Genomic DNA, 22,030 nt, shown 5'->3' on the forward strand with positions numbered 1-22,030 from the left:
ACGCTCCTTGCGTCTTCAGTTGCCCCACTACATGGGTTTGCACCCATAATATGTTGACACTTATACTGGCTGGGCGTTGATCGAACGGAGGTGCGCCGTGAGCGAGCCGGGGGATGCGCTGGCCGAGGTCCTTGCCCAGCTGGCCATCAGGGACGCCCTGTACCGGTTCTGCCGTGGCGTCGACCGGGGTGACGCGGACGCCATGTTCAGTGCGTTCCATCCCGACGCGACCGACAGCCATGGCCCAGGCGGCCCGGAGCACATCGTCCCGATGCTGGTGCAACGCTTCGACGAGACTCCGCGCGTGGGCCAGCATCACATCACCAACGTCCACGCCGTCGTCGATGGCGACGTCGCCGCGGTGGAGAGCTACTTCCTCCTGTTCAACGCGCAGTCCGAGGAGCGCGGCGGAGAACACGAGCTCGTCGGCGGGCGCTACCTGGACCGGTTCGAGCGCCGGAACGGCGAGTGGCGGATCGCCGCCCGGGAGATCGTCGTAGACGTGGCGCGTTCACCCCTTTTCGGATCGGATCTGGCCGGCGCGCTGCCGTACGTCACGGGTGGCCGTCGCGAAAAGGATCCGTCGGCCGCGCTGTTCACGCAGGTGCGAAACCAAGCGAGAGTCGAGGAAAAGTGAAGTTCGGAATCGCTGTGCTGCTGAAGTCGCCGGTCGCGAGCCGCGACGCGCTTCAGCGGATCGCTCAGACCGCGGAGTCTCTCGGCTACGACTGGGTCGGGCTCAACGACAGGGTGGTCCACCCCGCGCAGGTCGAGTCGCGCTACCCGTATACCGAGTCCGGCGAGGTCGGCCCGCACTGGCTGAAGAAGGACGGTGAGGTGATCGCGAACTCGCTCGAGACGCTGACGTCGTTGTCTTTCCTCGCCGGCTGCACCGAGAAGATCGGCCTGGCGACGATGGTGCTCGTCCTGCCGTACCGCCCGCCCGTGCTGGCCGCGAAAATGCTGGCGACCGCTGACATCCTCTCGGGCGGACGGGTGATCGCGGGAGTCGGCCCGGGCTGGCTGAAAGAGGAGTACGACGCGCTCCAGAACCCGCACTATGCGGCTCGGGGCAAGGTCCTCGACGAATACCTCGCGGCTTTCCGAGTCCTGTTCGGCGAGGACGAACCGCATTTCGCCGGGGATTTCGTCGACTTCGGCGGCATCGCTTTCGAGCCGAAGCCGGTGCACAGGAAGATCCCGGTCTGGATCGGCGGTGAGAGCAAGCGTTCCATCCGCCGGGTGGCGAAGTACGCCGACGGGTGGTGCCCCGCGACCACGTCGCCGCGGGTACCACTGGACACTGTGGACGGGTTCACGACCGCCATGGACTCGCTACGACGAGCATGCGACGACGAAGGCCGGGACCTCAGCGACATCGACGTCGTGCTGTGGCCGGGGCGCTTTCCCCGCGACGGATCCGCGGACACCCGGGTGCCGTTCTACGGTGACACCGCCTCCGCGATCGACGACATCGGCAGCTACGCCGACCACGGGATGACCGGTCTCACGCTGCACCTGCAGAGCAACGATCTCGACGAGACGCTGGAGCAGATGCAACGCTACGCCGAAGATGTGCTCCCGCATTTCCGGGGATGACTCGCGGGCTGCCCGATACACGTCCCGGGCCTGCCGGGACGCCGGGGTGGTCCAGTCCATGGGCGCGATCGGCAGCTCCGCCGACAACGCCGCCGCATAGCCGTGCGACGGCACCAGCCTGGTGCTGCTGGTCTGCGCGCTGCTGATCGGACAGCTCCTGCGCCGCCTGCCGGGACGCGCTGGACACGTTGCTGGCGGAGGAGAATGTCAGCCGCACGGCCGAACAGCTGCGGATCGGGCAGCCGCGTCGCGGAGTCGCTGTGTGAACCGCTCGCGACGATCCGCACGAGGCCGAGCTGGTGCTCAACTCCGGATCGGCGTTCGAACCCGCGTCTTCGCGCCGAGGCTTCACCATCGCCGCAAGCGGTTATGTCGCGGTCATCCTGCTGCGCCCGCTGATCGAGCGGCTGACCACGATTGCGCCGGAGGCGAGCGTGCGGGTTACCCCGGTCGACGGCGGCATCCTGGAGAACGTCCGCGCGGGCTGGCCGACCTCGCGATCTACGGCTCGCGACGCTGCTGATGGACGAGGCCCGGTTCCGGAGCCTGCGGCCGCCGACCCCGATCGCCGCGATCCGCGAGCTGCTGATCTGGTCACCGCGGCGGGGCGTCGGCGCGGGCCACGATTGGCTGCGCGCGCAGCTCCACCACAGCGCGATACTCCTCGCCTGAGTCGCTGTTCATCAATCAGATCGACGTGGCGTATCGGATCGGGGCAATGGACGCGCCCGGCCGCGTGGCGCAGGCTGGGTGCCACGACGGGGCGAGGGCGGCCCCAGGGGGAAAGGGTCGCGCCGGATGCTCGAACCGTTCCCGGCACTGTCGCGGCGCGGTATCTCGACCCGGCAGCTTCCGCCGGACTACGCCAAAAGCCCAGTTCGACGGCGCCACCGCCAGCGCCGAGCGTTGTTTCCAGGGGCCGAAAGCCTGTCCTTTGTGGCTACGGCGGGCGGCTTCCGCGCCGAAGGTCGCTCGGTAGCCGGGCTGCTCCGTGTCGGTGCCGTTGAATTGCCTCAGGAGTGGGAGCGGGGTGGCTGAACGAGTCCGGCGACGGCGCTCACTACAGCGGCCCGGCGGCTGGCGGGGTCGTGGCAGCCGAATTCTGGTTGTAGTGCCTTCAGGGACCAGGCGGCGCTGTCCCAGCTGATCACCACTCCGATCACCATGGCCATGAGTTCCGCCGGAGGGATGTCGGAGCGAAGTTTTCCCGCTTCCTGAGCGGCTGCGATCGCGACGGCCCTGCTGCGGTATCCCGTGACCTCGGGCTCGAAGGACTGTTCTCGTTCCAGCCCTGCCCACAGGTAGAGCCGCCGGACGTGGGGCCATTTTTCCAGACGGTCGAACAGGTCGCCGGCGTAGCCGATGAGGTGATCGTCGCCGAAGGTGATCGATGCCGCGAGCTCCAGGAAGGTTTCGCCGACGACCTGGTCGAACAGTTCTTCCTTGGTGCCGAAATGCATGTAGATCGACCGCTTGTTGGCCGCGGCGTTCTCGGCGATGCGGTCGACCCGGGCACCGGCCAGACCGTACCGGGCGAACTCGTCGACCGCCGCCTTCTTGAGTCGCCGCTTGGTGTCGGTGGCGTCGGGTGGCATCCATCGATCGTACATAACTAACCAGTGGTTTACATTCGGCCCTGCCTCCGGTATGAATATATCCAGTTAGTTACAGACGAAGGGGACACCTCAAATGCGCACCTGGTTCATCACCGGCACGTCCTCCGGCTTCGGCCGGCAGCTCACCGAACAACTGCTCGCACGAGGCGATCGCGTCGCCGCCACCGCGCGACGCACCGAGACCCTCGACGACCTGGCCTCCCACTACGGCGAACAGCTCTGGCGTGCTCGCCTGGACGTCACCGATACGACCGCGCTGCGCGACGTCGTAAACCGTGCGTTCACCGATCTCGGCCGCATCGACGTCGTGGTATCCAACGCCGGCTACGGGCTTTTCGGGGCGCCCGAGGAACTCACCGACGAGCAGATCGACCGGCAGATCGCGACCAACCTCACGGCGTCGATCCAGCTCGCCCGAGCCGCCACCCCGCACCTACGCAACCAGGGCGGCGGACGCTATATCCAGATCGCCAGCGTCGGCGGGCAGATCGCCTTCCCCGCCATGAGCCTGTATCACGCCACCAAGTGGGGAATCGAGGGATTCTGGGAGTCCTCCGCCCGCGAGCTCGCGCCGTTCGGTATCGGCGTCACGATCGTCGAACCCGGCATGTCCCGCACCAACTTCGGCGCAGGCAGCGCCGTCCTCGCCGCGGCACTGCCCGAATACGCCGACGGCCCGTCCGGGCAGCTGCGACGCGTGCTCTCCGGCGAACTGCCACCGCTGCCCACACCTGGCGACCCCGCGAAGATCGCGGCGGCCGTCATCGCATCCGCCGATCAGGCCGAGGCGCCGCTCCGCCTGACGTTGGGCTCCGACGCCTACGAGCTGGCGACCACAGCCCTGCGCGACCGCCTCGAAGCCCTGGAGTCCGGGCGAAGCCTCGCCTACTCCACCGACGCAGACGACGTTGTCCACGCACCTACCCTCACCACCTCCCGCTGACGGAATCTCAATGAAGTTGTCAAGCCGCCGGCGTGGCCGGCTGGGCGGGAGTGAACAGTGGGTTGTCACGCAGCAGCGCCCGCGGCACGTCGACTCGGCGGGCGTCGATCCCTGCCCAGACCCGGGTCCGCTGCCTGCTCAAGCACGTCTCCTCGAACTCGGCGATCTTCCGTTGGCCCGCGGAACACCCCGCCGTCACCTCCGTAAACAGCGACCGAAACGCGCATCTCAATCAGCCGAACCACCAAGGGCAAGCGTCATCAACCACATCCGGCCCTCCCGGGCCGCCCAACAACTTACGGAGTCCGTCATGGTCGATTTCACCGGCAAGACCGTCCTGATCACCGGCGCATCCGGCGCGCTGGGCACCACGCTGTCCGTCCAGTTCGCGCAGGCCGGCGCGAACGTCGTCGCCGCGTCCCGCAGCCGCTACCACGAGGTCGCCGAGAAGGCCGGCGGCAACAGCGTCGGCGTCCGCCTCGACGTCACCAGCGAGACCGAGTGGACTGACGCGATCGCCCGGACCGAGGAGCGCTTCGGGCCACTGGACATCCTGATCAACAACGCCGCCTACTTGCGCATCGGCACCACTGAGAGCATCCCTCTCGACGAGTTTCGGCGCGTCATCGACACCAACCTCACCGGTGCGCTGCTCGGTATCCGCGCCGCGGCCCCGTCGATGCGCAAGGCCGGAGGTGGCGCGATCGTCAACGTCAACTCCATCGCCGGGCTCACCGCCGCGCCCGAACTCGTCGCCTACAGCAGCAGCAAATGGGCACTGCGCGGCCTCATGCGCGCGGCCGCGAAAGGCCTGGCCCGCGACAACATCCGGGTCAACTCGGTCCACCCGGGCATCATCGAAACACCCCTGGCCTACGACCCCGACGGCAAGCCGATCGTCCCCGTCGACAACCTCGCCGTCCCGCGCAACGCCGCCCCCGAAGAGATCGCCGACTTCATCCTTTTCGCCGCCTCCGACCAAGCCCGCTTCGCCACCGGCTCGGAAATCCTCGCCGACGGCGGCTACCTGCTCGGCGCCATCGCCTGACGACACCTTCCGTGGGACAAGTTGGCCCAGGCTGACCGAGCCCGGGGCCACGATCCTGGTCCATGTGGATCAAGGAAATGAAAAACACCGAGGGGAAGAAGCTGAATTGATGAACATGCGTTCGAATCACGTCCGCTTCACCCCGGATGACACGTTCATGCTTCTCATCGACCACCAGGAGGGCACGCTGGATTTCGTGCGCAACGTGCCGCGCGCCGGCGTCGTGCTCAATGCCCGTGCCCTGGCGCGGGTGGCGAAGGTGCTGGATATGCCCGTCGTGCTGACCTCCAGTCAGGAGGATCAGATGCAGGGGCCGCTGATCGAGGACCTGAGAGAAATCCTGCCGGAACAGTACGAGAAGCGGGTGCGCCGTAGTGGCGTCGCGAACGCCTGGGACGACCCGGAGTTCCGTGCCGCTGCCCTCGGCGCCGCGGGGGAGCGCCGCAACGTGATCCTCGCCGGGGTCACCAACGATGTCTGCACCGTTGCGCCCGCCATCAGCATGACCGAGGCCGGATTCACGGTGAAGGTCGTCCAGGATGCCGGCGGGTCGCCTCATCGCACCGCGGAGGAGGTCGCTGTGCGCGCATGGGAACGCGTTGGCGCACTGACCACAACGGCCGCGTCGCTGATCGCGGAGCTCGCCGTCGACTGGAGCACCGAACGCGGCGGGCGACTGGCCCAGGTCACCTCCGAGGAAGTCCTTGCCCACCTCGGCACTTTCTGAACCCTGTAGCAGACTCGTGACATGGCTTTGCACGATTTCGGCGTTGCGGTGCGCTGGTTGCGCGAAACCACGGAGCCGGCCGCCGTCGGATTGCCGGCCGGCGGAGCGTCACCTGGTGGGCGGCGGGCTCGCGGGTTGCGGCGGGAAGAGCTCGCCGAGCTGGTCGGGGTGTCGGCGGACTACGTGCGGCGGTTGGAGCAGGGACGCCGTCACCCTTCGGCCAGTGTGGTGAGCGCCATCGCGCGTGCGTTGCGGGTGGGGCGGGCGGAGTACGAACGGCTCTGCGCGCTGGCCGGGTATGCCGCGGTGGACGGGCAGGTGCCGCGCGAGGCCGGGGCGGCGGCGATGCGGCTGCTGGACCGGTTCGGCGACACCCCCGCGTTCCTGTCCGACGCGGCCTGGAACGTGGTCGCCGTCAACGGTGCGTGGATGGCGCTGGAATGCGGGGCGCCGGCCGGGCACGCCCGGGACTGGAACGTCGCGTGGCGCACGTTCCGCAACGCACTCGGCGGAATCAGCCGGACCGAGGAGCGCAAGGCCGGTTTCCAGGCGATGCTCGTCGCCCGGCTGCGCAGCACCTACACGCGCTATCCGGCTGACGCGTCGCTCGCCGAGCTCGTCGACGAGCTGAGGAGCACGAGCCGTCCGTTCGACACCTTGTGGCGCACGCCGAAAACAGTTGCGGCGTATGAGAATCGTGCCGTGTTTCGTCATCCGGACGGTGGCGAGATCAAGCTCGACGGCAATCTTCTCGAGGTGCCAGGTGACGATCTGATGGCGGTGGTCCTCACGGCGGCCCCGGGCTCGGCCGACGCGGCGCGGCTTGGTGAGATCGTGAGCGTCGCCGGCAAGCCGGCCGTCGTCAAAGTGGGACCAGCCGGCCCACCCTGACCGACCGGTGTCCGCGGAGAAGGGAGCGTGCAGTGAGTGCTACGGGACTGGCTGCCCGCCTGGCGGCGGCACGAGCCGGCGCACTGGTGGGCAGGGAGCCGGAGCGGGCGGTGCTCGACCGGATGCTGTCGGGTGCGGTAAACGCACCACTCGTGGCCTACCTTCATGGTCCTGGTGGCATCGGCAAGTCTTCGCTGTTGCGCTATGCGGCCGCGCAGGCGGAGCGTGCCGGCCGCCGCGTGGTGCAGGTCGACGCCCGGTTTCTCGACGCCGATCCGCGCCGGATCGAGGAGGCCGCCGGCCTGGCGTGCGTCGAGCCCGGTGCGGTGCTGCTCATCGACACCTTCGAACACTGCCAGGGACTGGAGCCGTGGCTGCGCGACACGTTCCTGCTGCGGCTCGCCGAGGGTGCGGTTGTCGTGCTGGCGAGCAGGGTCGCTCCCGATGCCGAATGGTTGCTGGATCCCGGCTGGGCGCAGCTGTTCACGCACCTGGTTGTGCGACCGCTCGACGCTGCCGAGTCCGATGCCCTGCTCGCCGCGCGCGGGGTCCCGGAGGATCAGCGCGGCGCTTTCGTCGCCTTCGCCGGGGGGAGCCCGCTGGCCCTCTCCCTCGCCGCGTCCGCATCCGATGCGGCGGCGCCGGGCGCACCGTGGGAGCCCACCGGCGACGTGCTGACGACCCTGGTCGAGCGGTTGGTGGGAGACCTGCCCAGCCCGGCTCACCGGCGCGCCCTCGAGGTGGTTGCGCAGGCCTATGTGACGCGCGAGCCGCTGCTGCGCGCGGTGCTGGGTGATGAGGACACCGCGACGGTGTTCTCCTGGCTCCGTCAGCTGCCTTACATCGAGGCCACCCCTGAGGGACTGCATCCGCACGACGCGGTACGGGCGACACTCGAGGCCGATCTGCGCTGGCGGGATCCCGAGCGTTACGACGACGTCCGCGTCCGCATCTCCGTTGCCTGTCTGCAGGCGGTGCGCGCCGCCTCCGAGGACGACGTCCTGATGCGCGTCGCGGAGTGGATGTTCCTCTTCCGCACCCAGGGCAGCTCGGACAATCCCTACGAGTGGCGAGCACACCCCCAGGTCGAGGACACCCCGCTCCGGCCCGGCGACGTGCCCGACGTGCTGCGCATGGCCGAGGAGACGGAGGGCCGGGTGTCCGCGGCCGCGGTCGCGCACTGGGTGCGCCGCCAGCCGGAGGCCTTCCGCGTTTACCGCTACGCCGGCTCTGCCACGCCGGTGGCGTTCATGGCCATCCTGCGGCTGGAGGCACCGCTGCCCGATGACCGGGCCGAGGATCCGGTCATCGCGGCGCTCTGGGACTACGTGGAGGCAGCCGCTCCCCTGGCGAAGGGTGAGCATCTGGGTATCCGCCGCTTCGCGGTACAGCCCGGCTGGCATCAGCGGCCCTCGCCGCTGATGGACCTCGTCAGCAGGCGCACCATCGCCGAGGAGATGAGGACCAGGGGACGCGCGGTGACCTTCACCGTCTTCGAGGACGGCGAGCGGTGGCGGCGTTACCTCGCCGAGGCGGGGCTGCTGGAGGTCGTGGCGGTGGACGTCGGCGAGCGCAAGCAGCACGTCTTCGGCAGGGACTGGCGGCGGCAGCCCGTGGAGCAGTGGGTGGAGCACCGGGCGCGCACCACGGTCGCGCCCGTAGCCGGGTGGACCCCAGTTCCGGCAGCCGGTGGCTCGGGTGATGAGCTGCCGCGTGCAGTGTTCGAGGAGGGCGTGCTCGAGGCGCTGCGCACCTGGCACGCTCCCCGCGAGTTCGCGACCAGTGTCCTGCTGCAGTCGCGCCTCGTGCCGCACGGTTCGGCCGACCCGGTGGCGGACCTGCGCGGCGCCATCACGGCCGCCCTCGACGCATTGCAGGTCGACCCGGCCGGTGTGAAGGCGCACGAGGCCCTCACCGCCACCTACATCTCGGCTTCCCGCACCCACAAGGCAACAGCACGCCGGCTCGGGGTGCCCTACGGCACGTACCGGCGCCGCCTCGCACTGGCCAAGGAACGCCTCATCGAGCAGCTGCTGCAGCAGCACTGAACCTGCTCAGCGGGTTCGGCGTGGGCAGTGTTGGGCCCGGGTGAGCACCGCTGGACGTGGAGACCGGGCAGCGGTGCCGGGCAGGGTCGGGGGTAGGAAAACGGTGCCGCCCACGAACCTCGAGGATCGCCATGAGTATCCCGTCCTTCGCGCAGTGGGAGGACCAGCAGCAGCTCGAGTGGCCGGAGGGCGACCTCGTCCTCGGCCCTCCCCGGTGACCGCGCCGGCGTCTTCGAATCTTTCTTCGACGTTCTGCAGCGCGGAGTCCTGTCCGCCCGTGCTGCTCGCCGCCGACAGCGGCGCACCGCGGTGAGCGACCTCACTTGCTTCGAATTCGAAGCGGCAGTACTGTGAACCGCAGTTGCTTCGAGTTCGAAGCAAAAGACGACAAGCGAAGGTGGGAAATCCGATGAAGGCAGTGCGTTTCCACGAGTACGGCGACCCCAGCGTCCTGCGTTACGAGGACGTCGAGCAGCCGGTCCCCGGCGCCGGGCAGGTCCGGATCCGCGTCGCCGCGACGTCGTTCAACTCCGTCGACGGCAACATCCGCGGCGGCTTCATGCAGGGACCCATCCCAGTGGAGCTGCCGCACACACCCGGCATCGACGTCGCGGGCACGGTCGACGCGCTGGGCGCGGGTGTGGACGGCTTCGCGGCCGGTGACGACGTCGTCGGTTTCCTGCCGATGGACAAGAACGGCGCCGCCGCCGAGTACGTTCTCGCGCCGGCCGAGCTCCTGACATCGGCGCCCAAGAATGTCCCGCTGGCCGACGCCGCGGCGCTGCCATTGGTGGGCCTGACCGCATATCAGGCGCTGTTCGAGCACGGAAAGCTGACGGCGGGGCAGCGAGTGCTGATCAACGGCGCCGGCGGCGCGGTCGGGGGCTACGCCGTGCAGCTGGCGAAGAACGCGCGTGCCCACGTGATCGCCACGGCGAGCCCGCGCAGTGCCGACTCGGTCAAAACGGCCGGTGCCGACGAGGTCGTCGACCACACCACCACCGGCGTGACCGCGGCCGTGACCGAGCCGGTCGACGTGGTGCTCAACCTGGCCCCGGTCGACCCGGCCGAACTCGCCGCGCTGGTCACCCTGGTCCGCCCGGGCGGTGTGGTGGTGAACACGACGGTGTGGATGCCCGCACCCAGCGACGAGGAGCGCGGCGTGCTGGGCATCGACCTGTTCGTCCGCAGCGATGCCGGACAGCTGGCGAAGCTGGTCGGGCAGGTCGACCACGGCGAGCTGCGCGTCGAGGTCGCCGAGCGGGTGCCGCTGGCCGAGCTGCCGGCGCTGCACGCACGAGCCGCCGAGGGCGCGGTGCACGGCAAGGTCGTCGTCGTCCCGCCCACCGCCTGATACCCACTCGATCCCGGAAGGCAGGAACCATGTCACTCAGCTTGGATCCCGAAATCGCCGCGGCGCTGGCCCCGATGGCCGGCGCGATGGCGGAAGCCACACCACCGGCGGTGGGCGATATCACGGGCCGCCGCGCCATGTGGGAGCCGATCATCGGTGCCGCCAGCACGGCCCAGCCGATCCCATCCGACGTGACGACCAACGAGTACCACGCGACCGCCGACGACGGCGCGCAGATCCAGATGCGCTGGTACACCAAGAAAGGCGCGACACCGGGCCCGGCCGTGCTGTTCTTCCACGGCGGCGGATACATCTTCGGCCACATCGACCACTTCGACGGTCCGGTCGCCCGCTATGTCTCCGCCAGCGGCGTGCCGATGCTGTCGGTCGAATACCGCCGCGCCCCCGAGCACCCCTACCCGGCGCCGCTCGAAGACGCCTACGCCGCGCTGCTGTGGCTGCACAAGCACGCCGCCGAACTGGGCGTCGACCCCGAGCGGATCGCGGTGATGGGTGACAGCGCCGGAGGCGGGATGGCCGCGGCCGTGTCGATCCTCGCCCGCGACCGCGGCGGCCCCAAGATCGCGCGCCAGATCCTGCTCATGCCGATGCTCGACGATCGCACCACCACTCCCGACCCGCATATCGCGCCGTACGTGCTGTGGTCCTACGACGACAGCCTCACCGCGTGGCCGGCCCTGCTCGGCGACGCCGCAGGCGGCCCCGACGTTCCCGCCACGGCGGCCCCGGCCCGGCTCGAAGACGCCAGCGACCTCCCGGCGGCCTACATCGAGGTCGGCCAGCTCGACGTCTTCCGGGACGAAGACACCGCCTATGCGACCAAGCTCAGCCGCGCCGGGGTGCCGGTGGAGTTCCACCTCCATCCCGGAGCCCCGCACGAGTTCGACTCCATCGCCTTCGGCTCCGACGTCGCCCGGCGCGCCATCGCCGACCGCGTCCGGGTGCTCAAGTCGATCTGAGCTTTTCCCGCAACGAAAGACCGAGATCATGACACTCAGCTTCGACCCCGACCTCGTCACCGGATGTCCATCTGACCCGGTTCACCAGACCGCACAGAAAAGGAAAAGCTGATGACTCTCTGGAACCCCATCACCCTCGGCGCCATCGAGCTGCCGCACCGGCTCGCCATGGCGCCGATGACCCGCGACCGCTCCAGGCCGGACGGCGTCCCCACCGACCTCAACCGCGAGTACTACCGTCAGCGCGCGTCGATGGCCTTCATCATCACCGAAGGCACCCAGCCCTCCGCCGACGGGCAGGGCTACCTGCTGACCCCCGGCATCTACACCGAAGCGCATATCGCCGGCTGGCAAGAGGTCACCAGCGCCGTGCACGCCGAAGGTGGGCGCATCGTCGTCCAGCTCATGCACGTGGGCCGCATCTCCCACCCCGACAACACCCCGCACGGCCGCCGGCCGGTCGCCCCATCGGCCATCCAGCCCAAGGGCGCGATGTTCACCGCTTCGGGGCTGCAGGACATGCCGACCCCCCGGGCACTGGCCGCCGACGAGATCGCCGGCGTGGTCGACGAGTTCCGCCACGCGGCGTCGGCCGCCATCACCGCCGGTTTCGACGGGGTCGAAATCCACGGCGCCAACGGCTATCTGCTCCACCAGTTCCTCTCCAGCAACGCCAACCGGCGCGCCGACCGATACGGCGGCTCCGTCGACAACCGCATCCGGTTCACGACCGAGGTCGTGTCGGCCGTGGCCGACGAGATCGGTGCCGAGCGCACAGGTCTGCGCATCTCGCCGGGCAACCCGTACAACGACATGGTCGAGCACGACACTCGCGACCTGTACCCCGCGCTGGTCAGGGCGCTGGCGCCGGTGGACCTCGCCTACCTGCATGTGATCCAGGGCGGCGACGAAGAACTGTTGCGAGAGCTGCGACAGGAATGGCCGACGGCCCTGGTGCTCAATCGTGCGGGCGCCGACCTCGACACGCGGGTCGCCGATCTCGACGCCGGGCTGGCCGACGTCATCACGGTCGGCACGATGGCGCTGGCGAATCCCGACCTCGCGGCCCGCCTTCGCTCGGGCGCGCCGCTGAACCAGGCCGACCCGGCCACCTTCTACGGCGGCGACCACCGCGGCTACACCGATTACCCCACCCTCGCCGCGGCTGCGAGCTGACCTGGGCCGGCCCCTTTCCCGCCTCGCGGTGATCGAAGCGGACAGCTAGCGACGCGGGCGGACCAGGCCGTGGTCGATCAGGCTCTGCCCCGTAGCGCGCAGGATCTCAGCGGGCGGGCGCATGGTCCAGTCCAGTTCGTCGATCGCCTTGCGGCTGGACAATGGCTCGGTGCGGCCGACGAAGGCGAGGGCCAGGCGGATCGTCGGATCGAAGTGTGCGACGATCCACATCGCCCAGTACGGCAGGCGTCGGGTCGGCACCCGGAATCCTCGGGGGCCGAACTCGGCGGCCAAAATGGCAGCCATATCGTGCATCCAGGTTTCCGGGCCGGCGCAGATGTAGCGGTTGCCCGCCGCCTTCGGGCTTTCCATGGCGAGCCGGTGAGCGACCGCGAGGTCCCGGACATCGACGAGACTGAAGCTGAGCTGCGGCACCGCCGGCATCGAATGGTTCAGCAACCGGTGGACGACCTCGACGGATGTGCTCACTTCGGGGCGTTGCAGGGGGCCGAGGACGACTCCGGGATTCACGACGACCAGCTCGAGTCGGCGCTCTTCGGGGAGGTCATCGACGAACTGCCAGGCGGCTTGCTCGGCGAGGGCTTTGCTTTTCCCATAAGGCGCGCTGTGTTCGACAACCGCCCAGTCGTCCTCCGTATACGGGGCGGCTCTCTGTCCGGTACGGCCCGCGCTGATCGCCAATGACGACGAGGTGAGGACCACTCGGCGGACGGTGCCGCTCGCGGCTGCGGCGCGTAGTACCCGCAGCGTGCCCTCGACTGCGGGGCGGATGATCTCGTTCTCGTCGCGGGGAACGGTGGGCGGGTTCGGTGAGGCCGTGTGCAGTACGAGGGTGCAGCCGGCGACCGCTTCGGCCCAGCCGTCGTCGGTGTCCAGCTCGGCGGCCACGAAATCGAGGCGCCCACCAAGCTCGGAAGCCAGGCGGGTGAGATGGGCGACCTTCTCGGTCCGCGCCAGGTCGCGAACCGTGCCGCGGACGGGGTAGCCGTGCCGGAGCAGTTCCTCGATGACATGCCCGGCGATGAAGCCGGAAGCGCCGGTGACCAGGACCGTGCCGGTCTGGTTGGAGCTCATGGATTCCTCCAGTGAAATCGGACCGGATCAGATCTGGTTTTCGCCGCCGTCGACGGAGAGGTTGCCGCCGATCAGGTAGCTACTGTCCGCCGAGGACAGGAAGGCCACGGCGGCCGCGACCTCCTCCGGACGTCCCATCCGGCCCATCGGGACCCGGGCGCCCTCACCGGCCTTGTAGGCGGCCGAGTTCTGCTCGCCGACGAGCTCGGTGACGCCTGAGGTGTCGATCGGGCCCGGTGAGATCGCATTGACCCGGATGCCCCGGCCCTTGAGCTCGTTGGCCCAGGTCCGCGTGAATGAGCGGAGGGCGGCCTTGGACGCCGCATACGCCCCGAATGCCGGTGTGCCGCGCTCGGCGGCGGTCGAAGCGTTCACGATCACTGAGGCGCCGTGGTTAAGCAGCGGCAGAGCCTTCTGCACGGTCAACAGCGTGCCCTTGACGTTGACCTCGAAGACGCGGTCGAAGTCCTCCTCGGTGAGCTGCTCGAGTGTCGCGAACGAAGCAGTGGCCGCGTTGGCGAACAGCACGTCCAGACCCTGCCCGTGGTCGCGGACCGTGCTGTACAACCGGTCCAGATCGGCCGGGTCGGTGATGTCGCCGGGCACCGCGGTGACGTCGGATCCGATGGCCTCGGCAGCCTCGTCCAGCTCGGCCTCGCGGCGCCCGGTGATGAACACGTGCGCTCCCTCGGCGACCAGCCGGGCCGCGGTGGCACGGCCGATTCCCCGCGTGCCGCCGCCGGTGACCACGGCTGTCTTGCCTTCGAGCCTTCTCATATCCCAAGCCCCTAGTTTAGTTCTGTTCGGAACAGAACAGAACTGTAGCAGTTCCAGTCCGGCTGGTACAGAAGTGCTAGAATGCTGGACGTGGAAGGCATCGAGCGGGCGCCTGTCGGCCGGCCGCGAGGGTTCGACGCCGACAAAGCCCTGGAGCGGGCCATGATGGTCTTCTGGAAAGAGGGTTATGACGGGGTCAGCCTGAGCGAGCTGGCTCGCGCCATGGGGATCACGAAAACCAGCTTGTACGCGGCCTACGGCAACAAGGAAGACCTGTTCCGCAAGGCCCTCGAGCGCTATGCCGAAGGCCCCGCCTCCTACGCCGCCCGGGCCTTGGGCGAGCCCACCGCCAAGGCGGTGGCCACGGCCTATCTCACCGGTTCTGTCCGAGCCACCACCCAGTCCGGCTGCCCCGCCGGATGCCTTGGCGTGCAGGGCTTCATGGCTGCCGGCCACCTCGGCGAGACCGGTCGCGACGCCCTGCGCGCCTGGCGTGACGAGGACCGGGCACGCCTGCGCGACCGGTTCCGGCGAGCGGTCGGCGAAGGCGACCTGCCGCCGGACGCTGATCCGGAGGCGCTGGCGCACTACCTGATGACCATGGCGAACGGTATCGCGGTTCAGGCCGCCGCCGGCGCCGGCCGCGACGAGCTCCAGCGGTCGGTTGACGTTGCGCTGCGTGCCTTCCTGTCCGTCTAGTTACGCCGACGGATTGAGCGGATGCCAGAGGACTCGGTCACGTCCGGCCATGTAGTCCTTGCCGTTCGGGAAGGAAACGAATTCCAGGATCATGCCCCACGGCGACAGGAAATGGGCGAACTTGGAGCCGTCGCCCGCTTCGACGCCGGCGCCGTCCTTGGCGCCGCCGAGGATGCGGATACCGCGCCGTTCCAGGTCGGCCAGTGCGGCGTCCATGTCGTCGACGTAGAACGCCAGATGTACGGCGCCCCAGTCGCTCATCCGCGGCATCGAGCGGGTCTGATCGGGGGCCTCGAACTCGAAGATCTCGAAGTTCGAGCCGTGCCCGCAACGCAGCAGCGCCGCGCGCGGAATCCATGCCCGGGGGTGCGTGTCCAGATTGTCGGCGAACCATGTGCCGTCGTCGTCCCGGAACGGGCCGAGATCGTAGAAGTATTCGCAGCCCAGCACCTCGACGAAGAACTTGATCGCCTCCTCGAGGTCCGGCACGGTGAACCCGACGTGCTCCGTGCCGCGCAGCCCTGGAACCGGGCGCGCGTGCTCGTCGACCCGGATTCTCCGTTCGTCCATGGCGGACCGATCCATGCTGCTCTCCTTCGTTGGCGAGGTTCAACAGGCCGCGCGAGGCTAATCCGCGTCAGCCGGGTGTGACCACAATTCCGTCCCGGTCAGCGGGACGACCGTCTAATAAGGACGGACGCCGGGGTACGGGCCGTCCGGGTCGATCGTGCGCATGATGCGGCCGCAGATGTCGTGCAGCTGCCGGGGTTGCGCCTTGGTCAGCGGATCGAAGACCAGGCGGCGGACCTCGGCGACGTGGCCGGGCGCCGTCGCGACGACCTTGTCCAGGCCCTCGTCCGTGAGGATGGCGAGGGTGTAGCGGCCGTCCTCCGGGTCGGGGGAGCGGCGCACCCAGCCACGCTTCTCCAGGCGGCCGATGGCCTGCGACAGGCGGGGGAGCGAGCCCTCGGAGATGGCCGCGAGCAGGCTCATCCTCAGCCGGCGCTCCGGCCTCAGGGAGAGCGCGGCCATGATCATGTATTCGAAGAGGTTGATGCCGGCGTCGCGCTGGAGCTGGGTGTCGAGCTCGCCCGGGAGGCGCATCAGCACGGAGAACAGGGTCACCCAGGTCTGTTGCTCGTCCTGGGTCAGCCAGCGGGGTTCGTCGGTCACCTCGGAAGCATAGCAAGCACTTGCATGTTTAACTCATCGTCGCTACGGTCAACTTAACTATTTAAGTCATCTCTCGAGATGGGAAATCATGAACATCGCTCTGTGGGTCATCGCGGCGCTGGTCGCTGCGGCCTTCCTGTTCTCAGGGTTCTTCAAGCTCGCCCTGCCGCACGAGAAGTATGTCGCCGCGCAGGACTGGGCCGAGAACGTGCCGCGCTGGGCTCCCAACGTCATCGGCACGCTGGAGGTGCTGGGCGCGATCGGCGTGATCCTGCCCGCCGTGCTCGACGTCGCGCCGGCGCTGGTTCCGCTCGCCGCGACCGGGTTGGCGCTGGTGATGATCGGCGCCGTGGTGATGCACCTGCAGCGCCGCGAGTTCCCGGCGCTGGCGCCGAGCGGGGTTCTGCTGATCCTGGCCGCGGTGGTGGCGTGGGGGCGGTTCGGGCCGTACGCGTTCTGATCCGAATCGCAAGATGGACAACTGTCTAAAACGCGCCTATCGTCGGCGCGCGGGGGAGTGAGCCGACGATGCCCACTCACAGAGGAGCCGACATGAACCAAATCCGTCCCTTCCATCTCGACATCCCCGAACGCGAGCTCGACGATCTGCGTGCGCGGCTCAACTTCACGCGCTGGCCGTCGAAAGAGACCGTCGACGACAACAGTCAGGGGCCTCGGCTCGGCACCCTCCGGCAGCTGATCGATCACTGGCGCGAAAGCTACGACTGGCGCAAGGTCGAGAAGGAGCTGAACGGTTTCGGTCAGTTCCAGACCGAGATCGACGGCATAGACGTCCATTTTCTGCACGTGATCTCGCCCGAACCCGATGCCCTGCCGCTGCTCATGACGCACGGTTGGCCGGGATCGGTGCTCGAGTTCCGGAAGGTGATCGGGCCCCTGACCAACCCCGTGGCCTTCGGCGGCGACGCCCGGGACGCCTTTCACGTCATTGCCCCGTCGATGCCGGGCTTCGGATTCTCGAGCGCGCCCACGACGACCGGCTGGTCGTTCGGAAAGACGGCCGACGCGTGGATAACGCTGATGAACCGGCTCGGGTACTCGGACTGGGGCATCCAGGGTGGGGATCTCGGCGCGGGGGTATCGGAGACGATCGCCGCGAAGAACCCCACGGGGCTGGTGGGAATGCATCTGAACTTCTCGACGATCCAGCCGAGCCCGGACGAGATGGCCGAAGCGACACCAGAAGAGCAGCGCATCCTGGCGGACGCACAGGAATTTTGGGTCAACAACAGTTCTTACGCCCAGCAGCAGCAAAGTCGTCCGCAGACGATCGGCTACTCGCTGGCCGACTCACCGGTCGGCCTGGCCGCGTGGCTGTACACGATCTTCCAGCAAGGATGTGACACTCCGGAAAACGCCTTGGACACCTTCACCGAGGACGAACTGCTCGACTACTTCATGCTCTACTGGCTTCCGAACGCCGGCGTGACCTCAGCGCGCACGTACTGGGAGCTGAAGAATTCGGGCTTCTCGCCGGCGGCGACGATCGAGAATCCCATCACCGTTCCCACCGGATATACGCAGTTCCCTGGCGAGCCGGTGCGCCAGTCGCGGCGATGGCTGGAGCGCCGTTTCACCGACCTTGTGCGCTACCACCAGGCTCCGCGCGGTGGGCACTTCGCGGCGCTCGAGCAGCCCGATCTGTTCGTCGACGACGTCCGTGCCACGTTCCGGTCGCTGCGATCATGACCGGGAAACCGGCGCCACTTTCCACCATCGAGGACGTCCGGCGCAACATGAGCCGCTCGCAAGCGACGAGGGTGGCGCGAACACGGCAAGCGATCTTCGAGGCCGTCGCGTCGATCGACGACGAAGCCGCAGTGACGGTGGGCGAAGTGGTGCGCCGCGCCGGTATCAGCCGGGCTGCGTTCTACACGCATTTCTCCGGTCTGGACGAGCTTGCGATCGCGATCATGCGTGACATGGTGCAGACGGTCTCGGCGCTGCACCACGAGGCGCGTGGCACCACCTATGCCAGCTGGCGCGAGGCCTCCGTCGCCATGCTGCGCCGCACCGTGGACCACATGGTGCAGAATCGGCGCCTGTATCTCAGTGTGCTCGAAATGCCCGGCAGTTCCGGCGCTTTCGACGCCGCGGTCGTCGAATTGGCCGGGTCGATTGTCGCGGCCTTCGAACGCATGGCCGACGTGCTTGACCAGAAGGACGTCGAGGACATGGCCCGCTTCATTGCCAGCGGCACGCTCACGATGATCATCCACTGGATGCGGACCAACCCGTCGATGCCGGTGGACGAGATGGTGGCACGGCTCATCTCCTTCTTCCCCAACGTCGAGCGCTGAACCGGAAATCAAGAAAGGGAATCATGAGCGAATCCACGAGTTCGCAGCCGCGAATCTTCGGCAGCGATGTGCCCAAGACGCTGTTCGTCCTGCGCCACCATTTCCAGAAGTCTCCCCAGGCTTTTGAAGACGCGTACAAGGGGCATCGGGCCTATATCGAGCGAAACATGGCGGAAGGGACCTTCCTTCTCGCCGGACCTGCTGTCCCGTGGGACGGAGGAATCATCTTGGCTCGGGCGGTTGACCGGGCCGAGATGGAAGCCGTGGTCGCGACGGACCCGTTGGTTGATGCGGGCATTACGAAGTACGACGTGACCGAATGGAAGACCACGATCCGCCGGCAAGAGTTCGACGCGATCATCCCGGCCTGACCAGGCTCTCGTCAGGCTTCGGGCCGCCTCGCGCTTGACAGCTCCAGGTCGAGGACCACGACTGCCCGACGTCGAGCTGCGCCCCGGCCGGGTCGCCGTGCCGGACCGGAACCGGGCGGGTGGCGGTGCAATACCACACCGCGCGGTTCCGGCTCGTGCCCTCGCTCGCCAAGGCGCTCGCTGTGGCCACACCCGCACTGCGCAAGCCGGGCCACAGCATGGACCGAGCTGCCCCGGCCCGCGGCAGCCGGCGCCGAACCGGCTGGGCACGCCGGATCGGCTACGCCCGCGCCTTCACCGCCCGCCAGTCCCTCGGCACCCAGCTCGCCTCCCTCGCCCGCGCCGGGGTCACCCCAGTGTTCTCCGAGAAGATCTCCACCCGCGCGCTGCGCCGCCCCGAACTCGACAAGGCCGTCACGCTCGCCCGGGAGATGCGCGCCTCCGGCCTCTCGGTCACCCTCGTCGTGCACGAGCACAAACGCCTCGCCCGCGGCATCGAACTGGCCACGCTCGCCGAACAGCTGCGCGCCGCCGGCATCGGCCTGCAATTCCTCACCGGCGAACTGCAGGGCTCTCACGACCCGACCGGGATCGTGTTCACCGTGCTGGCCGCCCTGTCCGGGATGGAACGCGAGTACATCCGCGACCGCACCCTCGAGCGCCACGAAGCCGCCCGCGCCCGCGGCAAGAACATCGGCGGCGCCGCTGTCACCGACGACGCCATGCTCTCCCACGCCCTGCACCTGCGCGACCAGCAGAACCTCAGCCTTCGCGACATCGCCGCACGCCTGGTCATCACCACCGGCAAAAAGAAGGACAGCACCCCTCCCCGGCCACCGTCCTGCGCATGCTGCGCGACCACGACCAGCCCGTCGCCGCGGCGGCCGGATCATGACTCCGGTACCGGGCCACCGAAGCTCTTCGGAGGCGGGGACATGGGGCGTCATTGGGTCAGGAACACGTGGCCTTCGTCGTGTCCAGTCCGGCGCGTGCAGTACCGCCCGTTGGGATGGGACCGGAATACGCCAGAAACCTGCCGTGTCCTTGGGTAGCTGCTGGTCAGAGGCCGGTAGGTGGATGGTCGCGGCTGGTGGCTAGGGTGCCGATGTTCTGGACCTGGTTCCGCTTGCCGCCGGGGGCTCAGCGGGCAGGTGACTCGTTCGCCTCCCGCGGGGAGGCCATGGTGGCCGAGGTGACGTACGTCCGGCTCGGTGGCAGGGCGACGTCGATGAGGAGGCCGCCATCCTCCTTCGCTCGCGCGTCGATCCGGCCTTCGTGTGCGCGAACGATGGCTCGCACGATGGAAAGGCCCAGCCCCGCGCCATCTGTCGTGCCGACGCGGCCGGCGCCACGCCGGAACGGTTCGAACAGGCCGGCCACCTCATTCGGGCCGACCATCGGTCCCGTGTTGCCGACCCGCAGTCGCCCGTCCCGGTGGACCTCGATCAGTACGTGCCCACCAGGAACGTTGTAGCGCACCGCGTTGTCCACCAGGTTGTGCACCAGTTGGCTCAACAGCACCGAATCCCCCCACACGCGGCACACCTCAGACGCATGCAGGGTGATCCCGGACCCGTCCGTGGAGTCGTCGACGGGGCGATCGGCGACCACCCGGCGAGCCACCTCGTCCAGTGCGACAGCCTCTCGTCGATGCAAGCCCTGTTCACAGTGCGCCAGTGTGAGCAGGCCATTGATCAAGGCGACGCACCGGTCGTTGTTGTGGAGCAGTTCCCGGCGTACTCGTTCGACCCGTTTCGGATCGGTGGAGGAGAGGCCGACCTGGATTGTGGTGCGAGCCACCGCGAGCGGGGTACGCAGTTCGTGCGACGCGTTGGCGATGAACCGACCCTGCGCGTGGAAAGCGTCGTCCAGCCGCGTCAGCAGGTCGTCGAAGGTGTCCGAAAGTTCCTTGATTTCGTCCTGGGGACCCTCGACGCCGATCCGCTCGTGCAGATTGGCGGTGGAGATGCCACGGGCCTGAGCGGTCATCCGCTGGACCCGGTTCAGCACGCGACCGGTGGCCCACCAAGCCAGGAACCCGGCCAGCAACGTCATTACGGACAGCGCGACTGTCCACTGGAGCAGCAGACTGGACAAGGTCGTGCGGCGCCATAGCTCGACGCCACCCGTGGGGCCCGCGGAGGTCGCCAGCTCGGGGACCGGTGTTTCGCCCTCGACGTCGGTGAACCTGGCCGGCATGATCACTACCTGGTTTTCGAAGTAGGCCAGGGTGACGACCACGGCGCCCGCGACAAGGAACAGGCCGGTTTGCAGCAGCGTCAGTTTCCATCGTATGCCGAGGCGGTTCAGCATGCCGGGTCCACGATTCGGTATCCGGCGCCTGGGACGGTTTCGATGACATCCGGTTTACCGAGTTTGGCGCGGAGCCGGAACATGGTCATGCGAACGGCATTGGTGAACGGGTCGGCGTGTTCGTCCCAGACGGACCGGAGCAGTTCTTCGGCGCTGACAAGGGCGCCCGCCGCGGCGATCAGCGCCGCCAGCACGCCGAACTCCTTGTGGGTCAGGGACAGGTATCTGCCGCTGCGGGACACGCGCCGGTGTGCGGAGTCGAGCACGATTCCGGCCAGGCTCAGCACCGGCGGGGTGGCCGGCCGCGAGCGCCTGCCCAGCGCGTCCACCCGGGCGACCAGTTCCTCGAAGTCGAACGGTTTGCCCAGGTAGTCGTCGGCGCCGAGGCGAAGGCCGGCGACCCGTTCGCGGACCGCGGCCATGGCGGTGAGCATCAGCACCCTGGTCCGTCCGCCTCCGGAGACGAACCGGCGGCAGACCTCGTCGCCGTGTGTTCCCGGCAGATCCCGGTCCAGCACGACGACGTCGTAGCAGGCGGTGCCGAGCTTTTCGATCGCCGTGTCGCCGTCGTAGGCGATATCGACCGACATCGCTTGCCCACGAAGGCCCTCCGCGATGTAACCGGCGAGGGTTCTTTCGTCTTCGACGACGAGCACGCGCACGGTCGCCTCCATTGTCGACACTATTTCTTCGATTATTCTCGCCAAAATACCAAGCGGTGTGTTTCACCGGCGTAACGCGGGCATGTGCTGTTGATCGTGCGCCCATGAAACGGCGTCGATAGGTGTGTCTGGATAACTTTTACCGGGCAAGGCCAAGAACCGGTGGAAACACCGGGAAACGGCACAATCGAAAGAGATCGGAGAACCATGCGTAACATCTTCTCGGCAGTGATCCCC

25 protein-coding genes and 1 pseudogene are annotated in these 22,030 nt (G+C 68.2%); 18 read left to right on the top strand and 8 right to left on the bottom strand.

Going from position 1 to position 22,030, the window contains the following annotated elements:
• The first annotated feature begins 97 nt into the window (after positions 1–97).
• From GKO32_RS07325 to GKO32_RS07335, 3 genes are all read left to right on the top strand, one after another.
• Positions 98–637, top strand: a complete 540-nt coding sequence (locus tag GKO32_RS07325) for a nuclear transport factor 2 family protein (protein WP_166459421.1) — start codon at positions 98–100, stop codon at positions 635–637.
• Entirely contained in the window at positions 634–1,599 is a 966-nt protein-coding gene (locus tag GKO32_RS07330; protein ID WP_154756015.1) for a TIGR03619 family F420-dependent LLM class oxidoreductase, read from the top strand. Before GKO32_RS07325 ends, GKO32_RS07330 begins: the two co-directional genes overlap by 4 nt.
• 522 nt (positions 1,600–2,121) lie before the next feature.
• Positions 2,122–2,271, top strand: coding sequence for a type 2 periplasmic-binding domain-containing protein (locus GKO32_RS07335; RefSeq protein ID WP_154756016.1), 150 nt, complete (start codon positions 2,122–2,124; stop codon positions 2,269–2,271).
• 341 nt (positions 2,272–2,612) lie between these two features.
• Here the strand turns inward: GKO32_RS07335 and GKO32_RS07340 are convergent, their stop codons facing one another.
• Positions 2,613–3,194 (bottom strand): TetR/AcrR family transcriptional regulator, encoded by a 582-nt coding sequence (locus tag GKO32_RS07340; RefSeq protein WP_246243271.1) that lies wholly within the window; start codon positions 3,192–3,194, stop codon positions 2,613–2,615.
• 94 nt (positions 3,195–3,288) lie between these two features.
• Here GKO32_RS07340 and GKO32_RS07345 point away from each other — a divergent pair, with 94 nt between their 5' ends.
• On the top strand, positions 3,289–4,158 hold the full coding sequence (locus GKO32_RS07345) for an SDR family oxidoreductase (protein WP_154756018.1): 870 nt from the start codon (positions 3,289–3,291) through the stop codon (positions 4,156–4,158).
• 19 nt (positions 4,159–4,177) lie between these two features.
• On the opposite strand, the gene GKO32_RS39680 is transcribed toward GKO32_RS07345, so the two are convergent.
• Positions 4,178–4,300 carry a hypothetical protein gene (locus tag GKO32_RS39680; RefSeq protein ID WP_281353771.1) on the bottom strand — a complete coding sequence of 41 codons (123 nt, stop codon included), beginning with the start codon at positions 4,298–4,300 and terminating at the stop codon, positions 4,178–4,180.
• A 168-nt stretch (positions 4,301–4,468) separates the two neighbouring features.
• Between GKO32_RS39680 and GKO32_RS07350 the strand changes: the two genes are divergently transcribed.
• The 7 genes from GKO32_RS07350 (at position 4,469) to GKO32_RS07380 (ending at position 12,382) form a co-directional block, all read left to right on the top strand.
• Positions 4,469–5,206, top strand: a complete 738-nt coding sequence (locus tag GKO32_RS07350; protein WP_166459422.1) for an SDR family NAD(P)-dependent oxidoreductase — start codon at positions 4,469–4,471, stop codon at positions 5,204–5,206.
• A gap of 109 nt (positions 5,207–5,315) precedes the next feature.
• Positions 5,316–5,933 carry an isochorismatase family protein gene (locus GKO32_RS07355; RefSeq protein WP_208024301.1) on the top strand — a complete coding sequence of 206 codons (618 nt, stop codon included), beginning with the start codon at positions 5,316–5,318 and terminating at the stop codon, positions 5,931–5,933.
• 21 nt (positions 5,934–5,954) lie between these two features.
• Positions 5,955–6,824 (top strand): helix-turn-helix domain-containing protein, encoded by an 870-nt coding sequence (locus GKO32_RS07360; RefSeq protein WP_154756020.1) that lies wholly within the window; start codon positions 5,955–5,957, stop codon positions 6,822–6,824.
• A 32-nt stretch (positions 6,825–6,856) separates the two neighbouring features.
• Entirely contained in the window at positions 6,857–8,872 is a 2,016-nt protein-coding gene (locus GKO32_RS07365) for an ATP-binding protein (RefSeq protein ID WP_312867619.1), read from the top strand.
• A 409-nt stretch (positions 8,873–9,281) separates the two neighbouring features.
• Positions 9,282–10,226 (top strand): NADP-dependent oxidoreductase, encoded by a 945-nt coding sequence (locus GKO32_RS07370; RefSeq protein WP_154756022.1) that lies wholly within the window; start codon positions 9,282–9,284, stop codon positions 10,224–10,226.
• Between the two features lie 29 nt (positions 10,227–10,255).
• A complete protein-coding gene (locus GKO32_RS07375; protein ID WP_154756023.1) occupies positions 10,256–11,206 on the top strand; it encodes an alpha/beta hydrolase in 951 nt (316 codons plus the stop codon).
• 111 nt (positions 11,207–11,317) lie between these two features.
• Positions 11,318–12,382 (top strand): alkene reductase, encoded by a 1,065-nt coding sequence (locus GKO32_RS07380; RefSeq protein WP_154756024.1) that lies wholly within the window; start codon positions 11,318–11,320, stop codon positions 12,380–12,382.
• Between the two features lie 45 nt (positions 12,383–12,427).
• Here GKO32_RS07380 and GKO32_RS07385 read toward each other — a convergent pair whose 3' ends face one another.
• The gene (locus GKO32_RS07385) at positions 12,428–13,477 is read right to left on the bottom strand and encodes an SDR family oxidoreductase (protein ID WP_154756025.1); all 1,050 of its coding nucleotides are present in this window, start codon (positions 13,475–13,477) and stop codon (positions 12,428–12,430) included.
• Positions 13,478–13,504: 27 nt separating this feature from the next.
• Positions 13,505–14,254, bottom strand: coding sequence for an SDR family NAD(P)-dependent oxidoreductase (locus tag GKO32_RS07390; protein ID WP_154756026.1), 750 nt, complete (start codon positions 14,252–14,254; stop codon positions 13,505–13,507).
• Between the two features lie 90 nt (positions 14,255–14,344).
• Between GKO32_RS07390 and GKO32_RS39685 the strand changes: the two genes are divergently transcribed.
• Positions 14,345–14,953, top strand: coding sequence for a TetR/AcrR family transcriptional regulator (locus GKO32_RS39685; protein WP_312867620.1), 609 nt, complete (start codon positions 14,345–14,347; stop codon positions 14,951–14,953).
• On the opposite strand, the gene GKO32_RS07400 is transcribed toward GKO32_RS39685, so the two are convergent.
• Both GKO32_RS07400 and GKO32_RS07405 read right to left on the bottom strand, forming a co-directional pair.
• On the bottom strand, positions 14,954–15,538 hold the full coding sequence (locus GKO32_RS07400) for a VOC family protein (protein ID WP_246243272.1): 585 nt from the start codon (positions 15,536–15,538) through the stop codon (positions 14,954–14,956).
• A gap of 99 nt (positions 15,539–15,637) precedes the next feature.
• Positions 15,638–16,126 carry a MarR family winged helix-turn-helix transcriptional regulator gene (locus GKO32_RS07405; protein WP_312867621.1) on the bottom strand — a complete coding sequence of 163 codons (489 nt, stop codon included), beginning with the start codon at positions 16,124–16,126 and terminating at the stop codon, positions 15,638–15,640.
• Between the two features lie 88 nt (positions 16,127–16,214).
• Between GKO32_RS07405 and GKO32_RS07410 the strand changes: the two genes are divergently transcribed.
• From GKO32_RS07410 to GKO32_RS07430, 6 genes and pseudogenes are all read left to right on the top strand, one after another.
• Positions 16,215–16,586: a DoxX family protein gene (locus GKO32_RS07410; RefSeq protein ID WP_154756028.1), complete on the top strand. Its 372-nt coding sequence runs from the start codon at positions 16,215–16,217 to the stop codon at positions 16,584–16,586.
• 92 nt (positions 16,587–16,678) lie between these two features.
• The gene (locus GKO32_RS07415) at positions 16,679–17,836 is read left to right on the top strand and encodes an epoxide hydrolase family protein (RefSeq protein ID WP_154756029.1); all 1,158 of its coding nucleotides are present in this window, start codon (positions 16,679–16,681) and stop codon (positions 17,834–17,836) included.
• Positions 17,833–18,447, top strand: coding sequence for a TetR/AcrR family transcriptional regulator (locus GKO32_RS07420; RefSeq protein ID WP_154756030.1), 615 nt, complete (start codon positions 17,833–17,835; stop codon positions 18,445–18,447). Before GKO32_RS07415 ends, GKO32_RS07420 begins: the two co-directional genes overlap by 4 nt.
• 23 nt (positions 18,448–18,470) lie before the next feature.
• Positions 18,471–18,818, top strand: coding sequence for a YciI family protein (locus tag GKO32_RS07425; RefSeq protein ID WP_154756031.1), 348 nt, complete (start codon positions 18,471–18,473; stop codon positions 18,816–18,818).
• A 68-nt stretch (positions 18,819–18,886) separates the two neighbouring features.
• A pseudogene (locus tag GKO32_RS40750) lies at positions 18,887–19,000 on the top strand (zinc finger domain-containing protein); the annotation flags it as partial.
• A gap of 36 nt (positions 19,001–19,036) precedes the next feature.
• A complete protein-coding gene (locus GKO32_RS07430; protein WP_246243296.1) occupies positions 19,037–19,870 on the top strand; it encodes a recombinase family protein in 834 nt (277 codons plus the stop codon).
• An 88-nt stretch (positions 19,871–19,958) separates the two neighbouring features.
• On the opposite strand, the gene GKO32_RS07435 is transcribed toward GKO32_RS07430, so the two are convergent.
• Entirely contained in the window at positions 19,959–21,131 is a 1,173-nt protein-coding gene (locus GKO32_RS07435) for a sensor histidine kinase (protein WP_154756032.1), read from the bottom strand.
• Positions 21,125–21,793: a response regulator transcription factor gene (locus tag GKO32_RS07440; RefSeq protein WP_312867623.1), complete on the bottom strand. Its 669-nt coding sequence runs from the start codon at positions 21,791–21,793 to the stop codon at positions 21,125–21,127. The genes GKO32_RS07435 and GKO32_RS07440 overlap by 7 nt, the downstream gene beginning before the upstream one ends.
• Positions 21,794–22,030: the final 237 nt, after the last annotated feature.

The sequence above is a fragment of the Amycolatopsis pithecellobii genome (assembly GCF_009707865.1).
Taxonomy (GTDB): domain Bacteria; phylum Actinomycetota; class Actinomycetes; order Mycobacteriales; family Pseudonocardiaceae; genus Amycolatopsis_E; species Amycolatopsis_E pithecellobii.

Excerpts from the sequence above, each read along its gene's own strand:
- GKO32_RS07400 (WP_246243272.1), bottom strand. The coding sequence starts at position 15,538 with ATGGATCGGTCCGCCATGGACGAACGGAGAATCCGGGTCGACGAGCAC.
- GKO32_RS07375 (WP_154756023.1), top strand. The coding sequence starts at position 10,256 with ATGTCACTCAGCTTGGATCCCGAAATCGCCGCGGCGCTGGCCCCGATG.
- GKO32_RS07415 (WP_154756029.1), top strand. The coding sequence starts at position 16,679 with ATGAACCAAATCCGTCCCTTCCATCTCGACATCCCCGAACGCGAGCTC.
- GKO32_RS07345 (WP_154756018.1), top strand. The coding sequence starts at position 3,289 with ATGCGCACCTGGTTCATCACCGGCACGTCCTCCGGCTTCGGCCGGCAG.
- GKO32_RS07340 (WP_246243271.1), bottom strand. The coding sequence starts at position 3,194 with ATGCCACCCGACGCCACCGACACCAAGCGGCGACTCAAGAAGGCGGCG.
- GKO32_RS07390 (WP_154756026.1), bottom strand. The coding sequence starts at position 14,254 with ATGAGAAGGCTCGAAGGCAAGACAGCCGTGGTCACCGGCGGCGGCACG.
- GKO32_RS07350 (WP_166459422.1), top strand. The coding sequence starts at position 4,469 with ATGGTCGATTTCACCGGCAAGACCGTCCTGATCACCGGCGCATCCGGC.
- GKO32_RS07335 (WP_154756016.1), top strand. The coding sequence starts at position 2,122 with ATGGACGAGGCCCGGTTCCGGAGCCTGCGGCCGCCGACCCCGATCGCC.
- GKO32_RS07430 (WP_246243296.1), top strand. The coding sequence starts at position 19,037 with ATGGACCGAGCTGCCCCGGCCCGCGGCAGCCGGCGCCGAACCGGCTGG.
- GKO32_RS07360 (WP_154756020.1), top strand. The coding sequence starts at position 5,955 with ATGGCTTTGCACGATTTCGGCGTTGCGGTGCGCTGGTTGCGCGAAACC.
- GKO32_RS07385 (WP_154756025.1), bottom strand. The coding sequence starts at position 13,477 with ATGAGCTCCAACCAGACCGGCACGGTCCTGGTCACCGGCGCTTCCGGC.
- GKO32_RS07435 (WP_154756032.1), bottom strand. The coding sequence starts at position 21,131 with ATGCTGAACCGCCTCGGCATACGATGGAAACTGACGCTGCTGCAAACC.
- GKO32_RS07425 (WP_154756031.1), top strand. The coding sequence starts at position 18,471 with ATGAGCGAATCCACGAGTTCGCAGCCGCGAATCTTCGGCAGCGATGTG.
- GKO32_RS07370 (WP_154756022.1), top strand. The coding sequence starts at position 9,282 with ATGAAGGCAGTGCGTTTCCACGAGTACGGCGACCCCAGCGTCCTGCGT.
- GKO32_RS07380 (WP_154756024.1), top strand. The coding sequence starts at position 11,318 with ATGACTCTCTGGAACCCCATCACCCTCGGCGCCATCGAGCTGCCGCAC.
- GKO32_RS07420 (WP_154756030.1), top strand. The coding sequence starts at position 17,833 with ATGACCGGGAAACCGGCGCCACTTTCCACCATCGAGGACGTCCGGCGC.
- GKO32_RS07410 (WP_154756028.1), top strand. The coding sequence starts at position 16,215 with ATGAACATCGCTCTGTGGGTCATCGCGGCGCTGGTCGCTGCGGCCTTC.
- GKO32_RS07355 (WP_208024301.1), top strand. The coding sequence starts at position 5,316 with ATGAACATGCGTTCGAATCACGTCCGCTTCACCCCGGATGACACGTTC.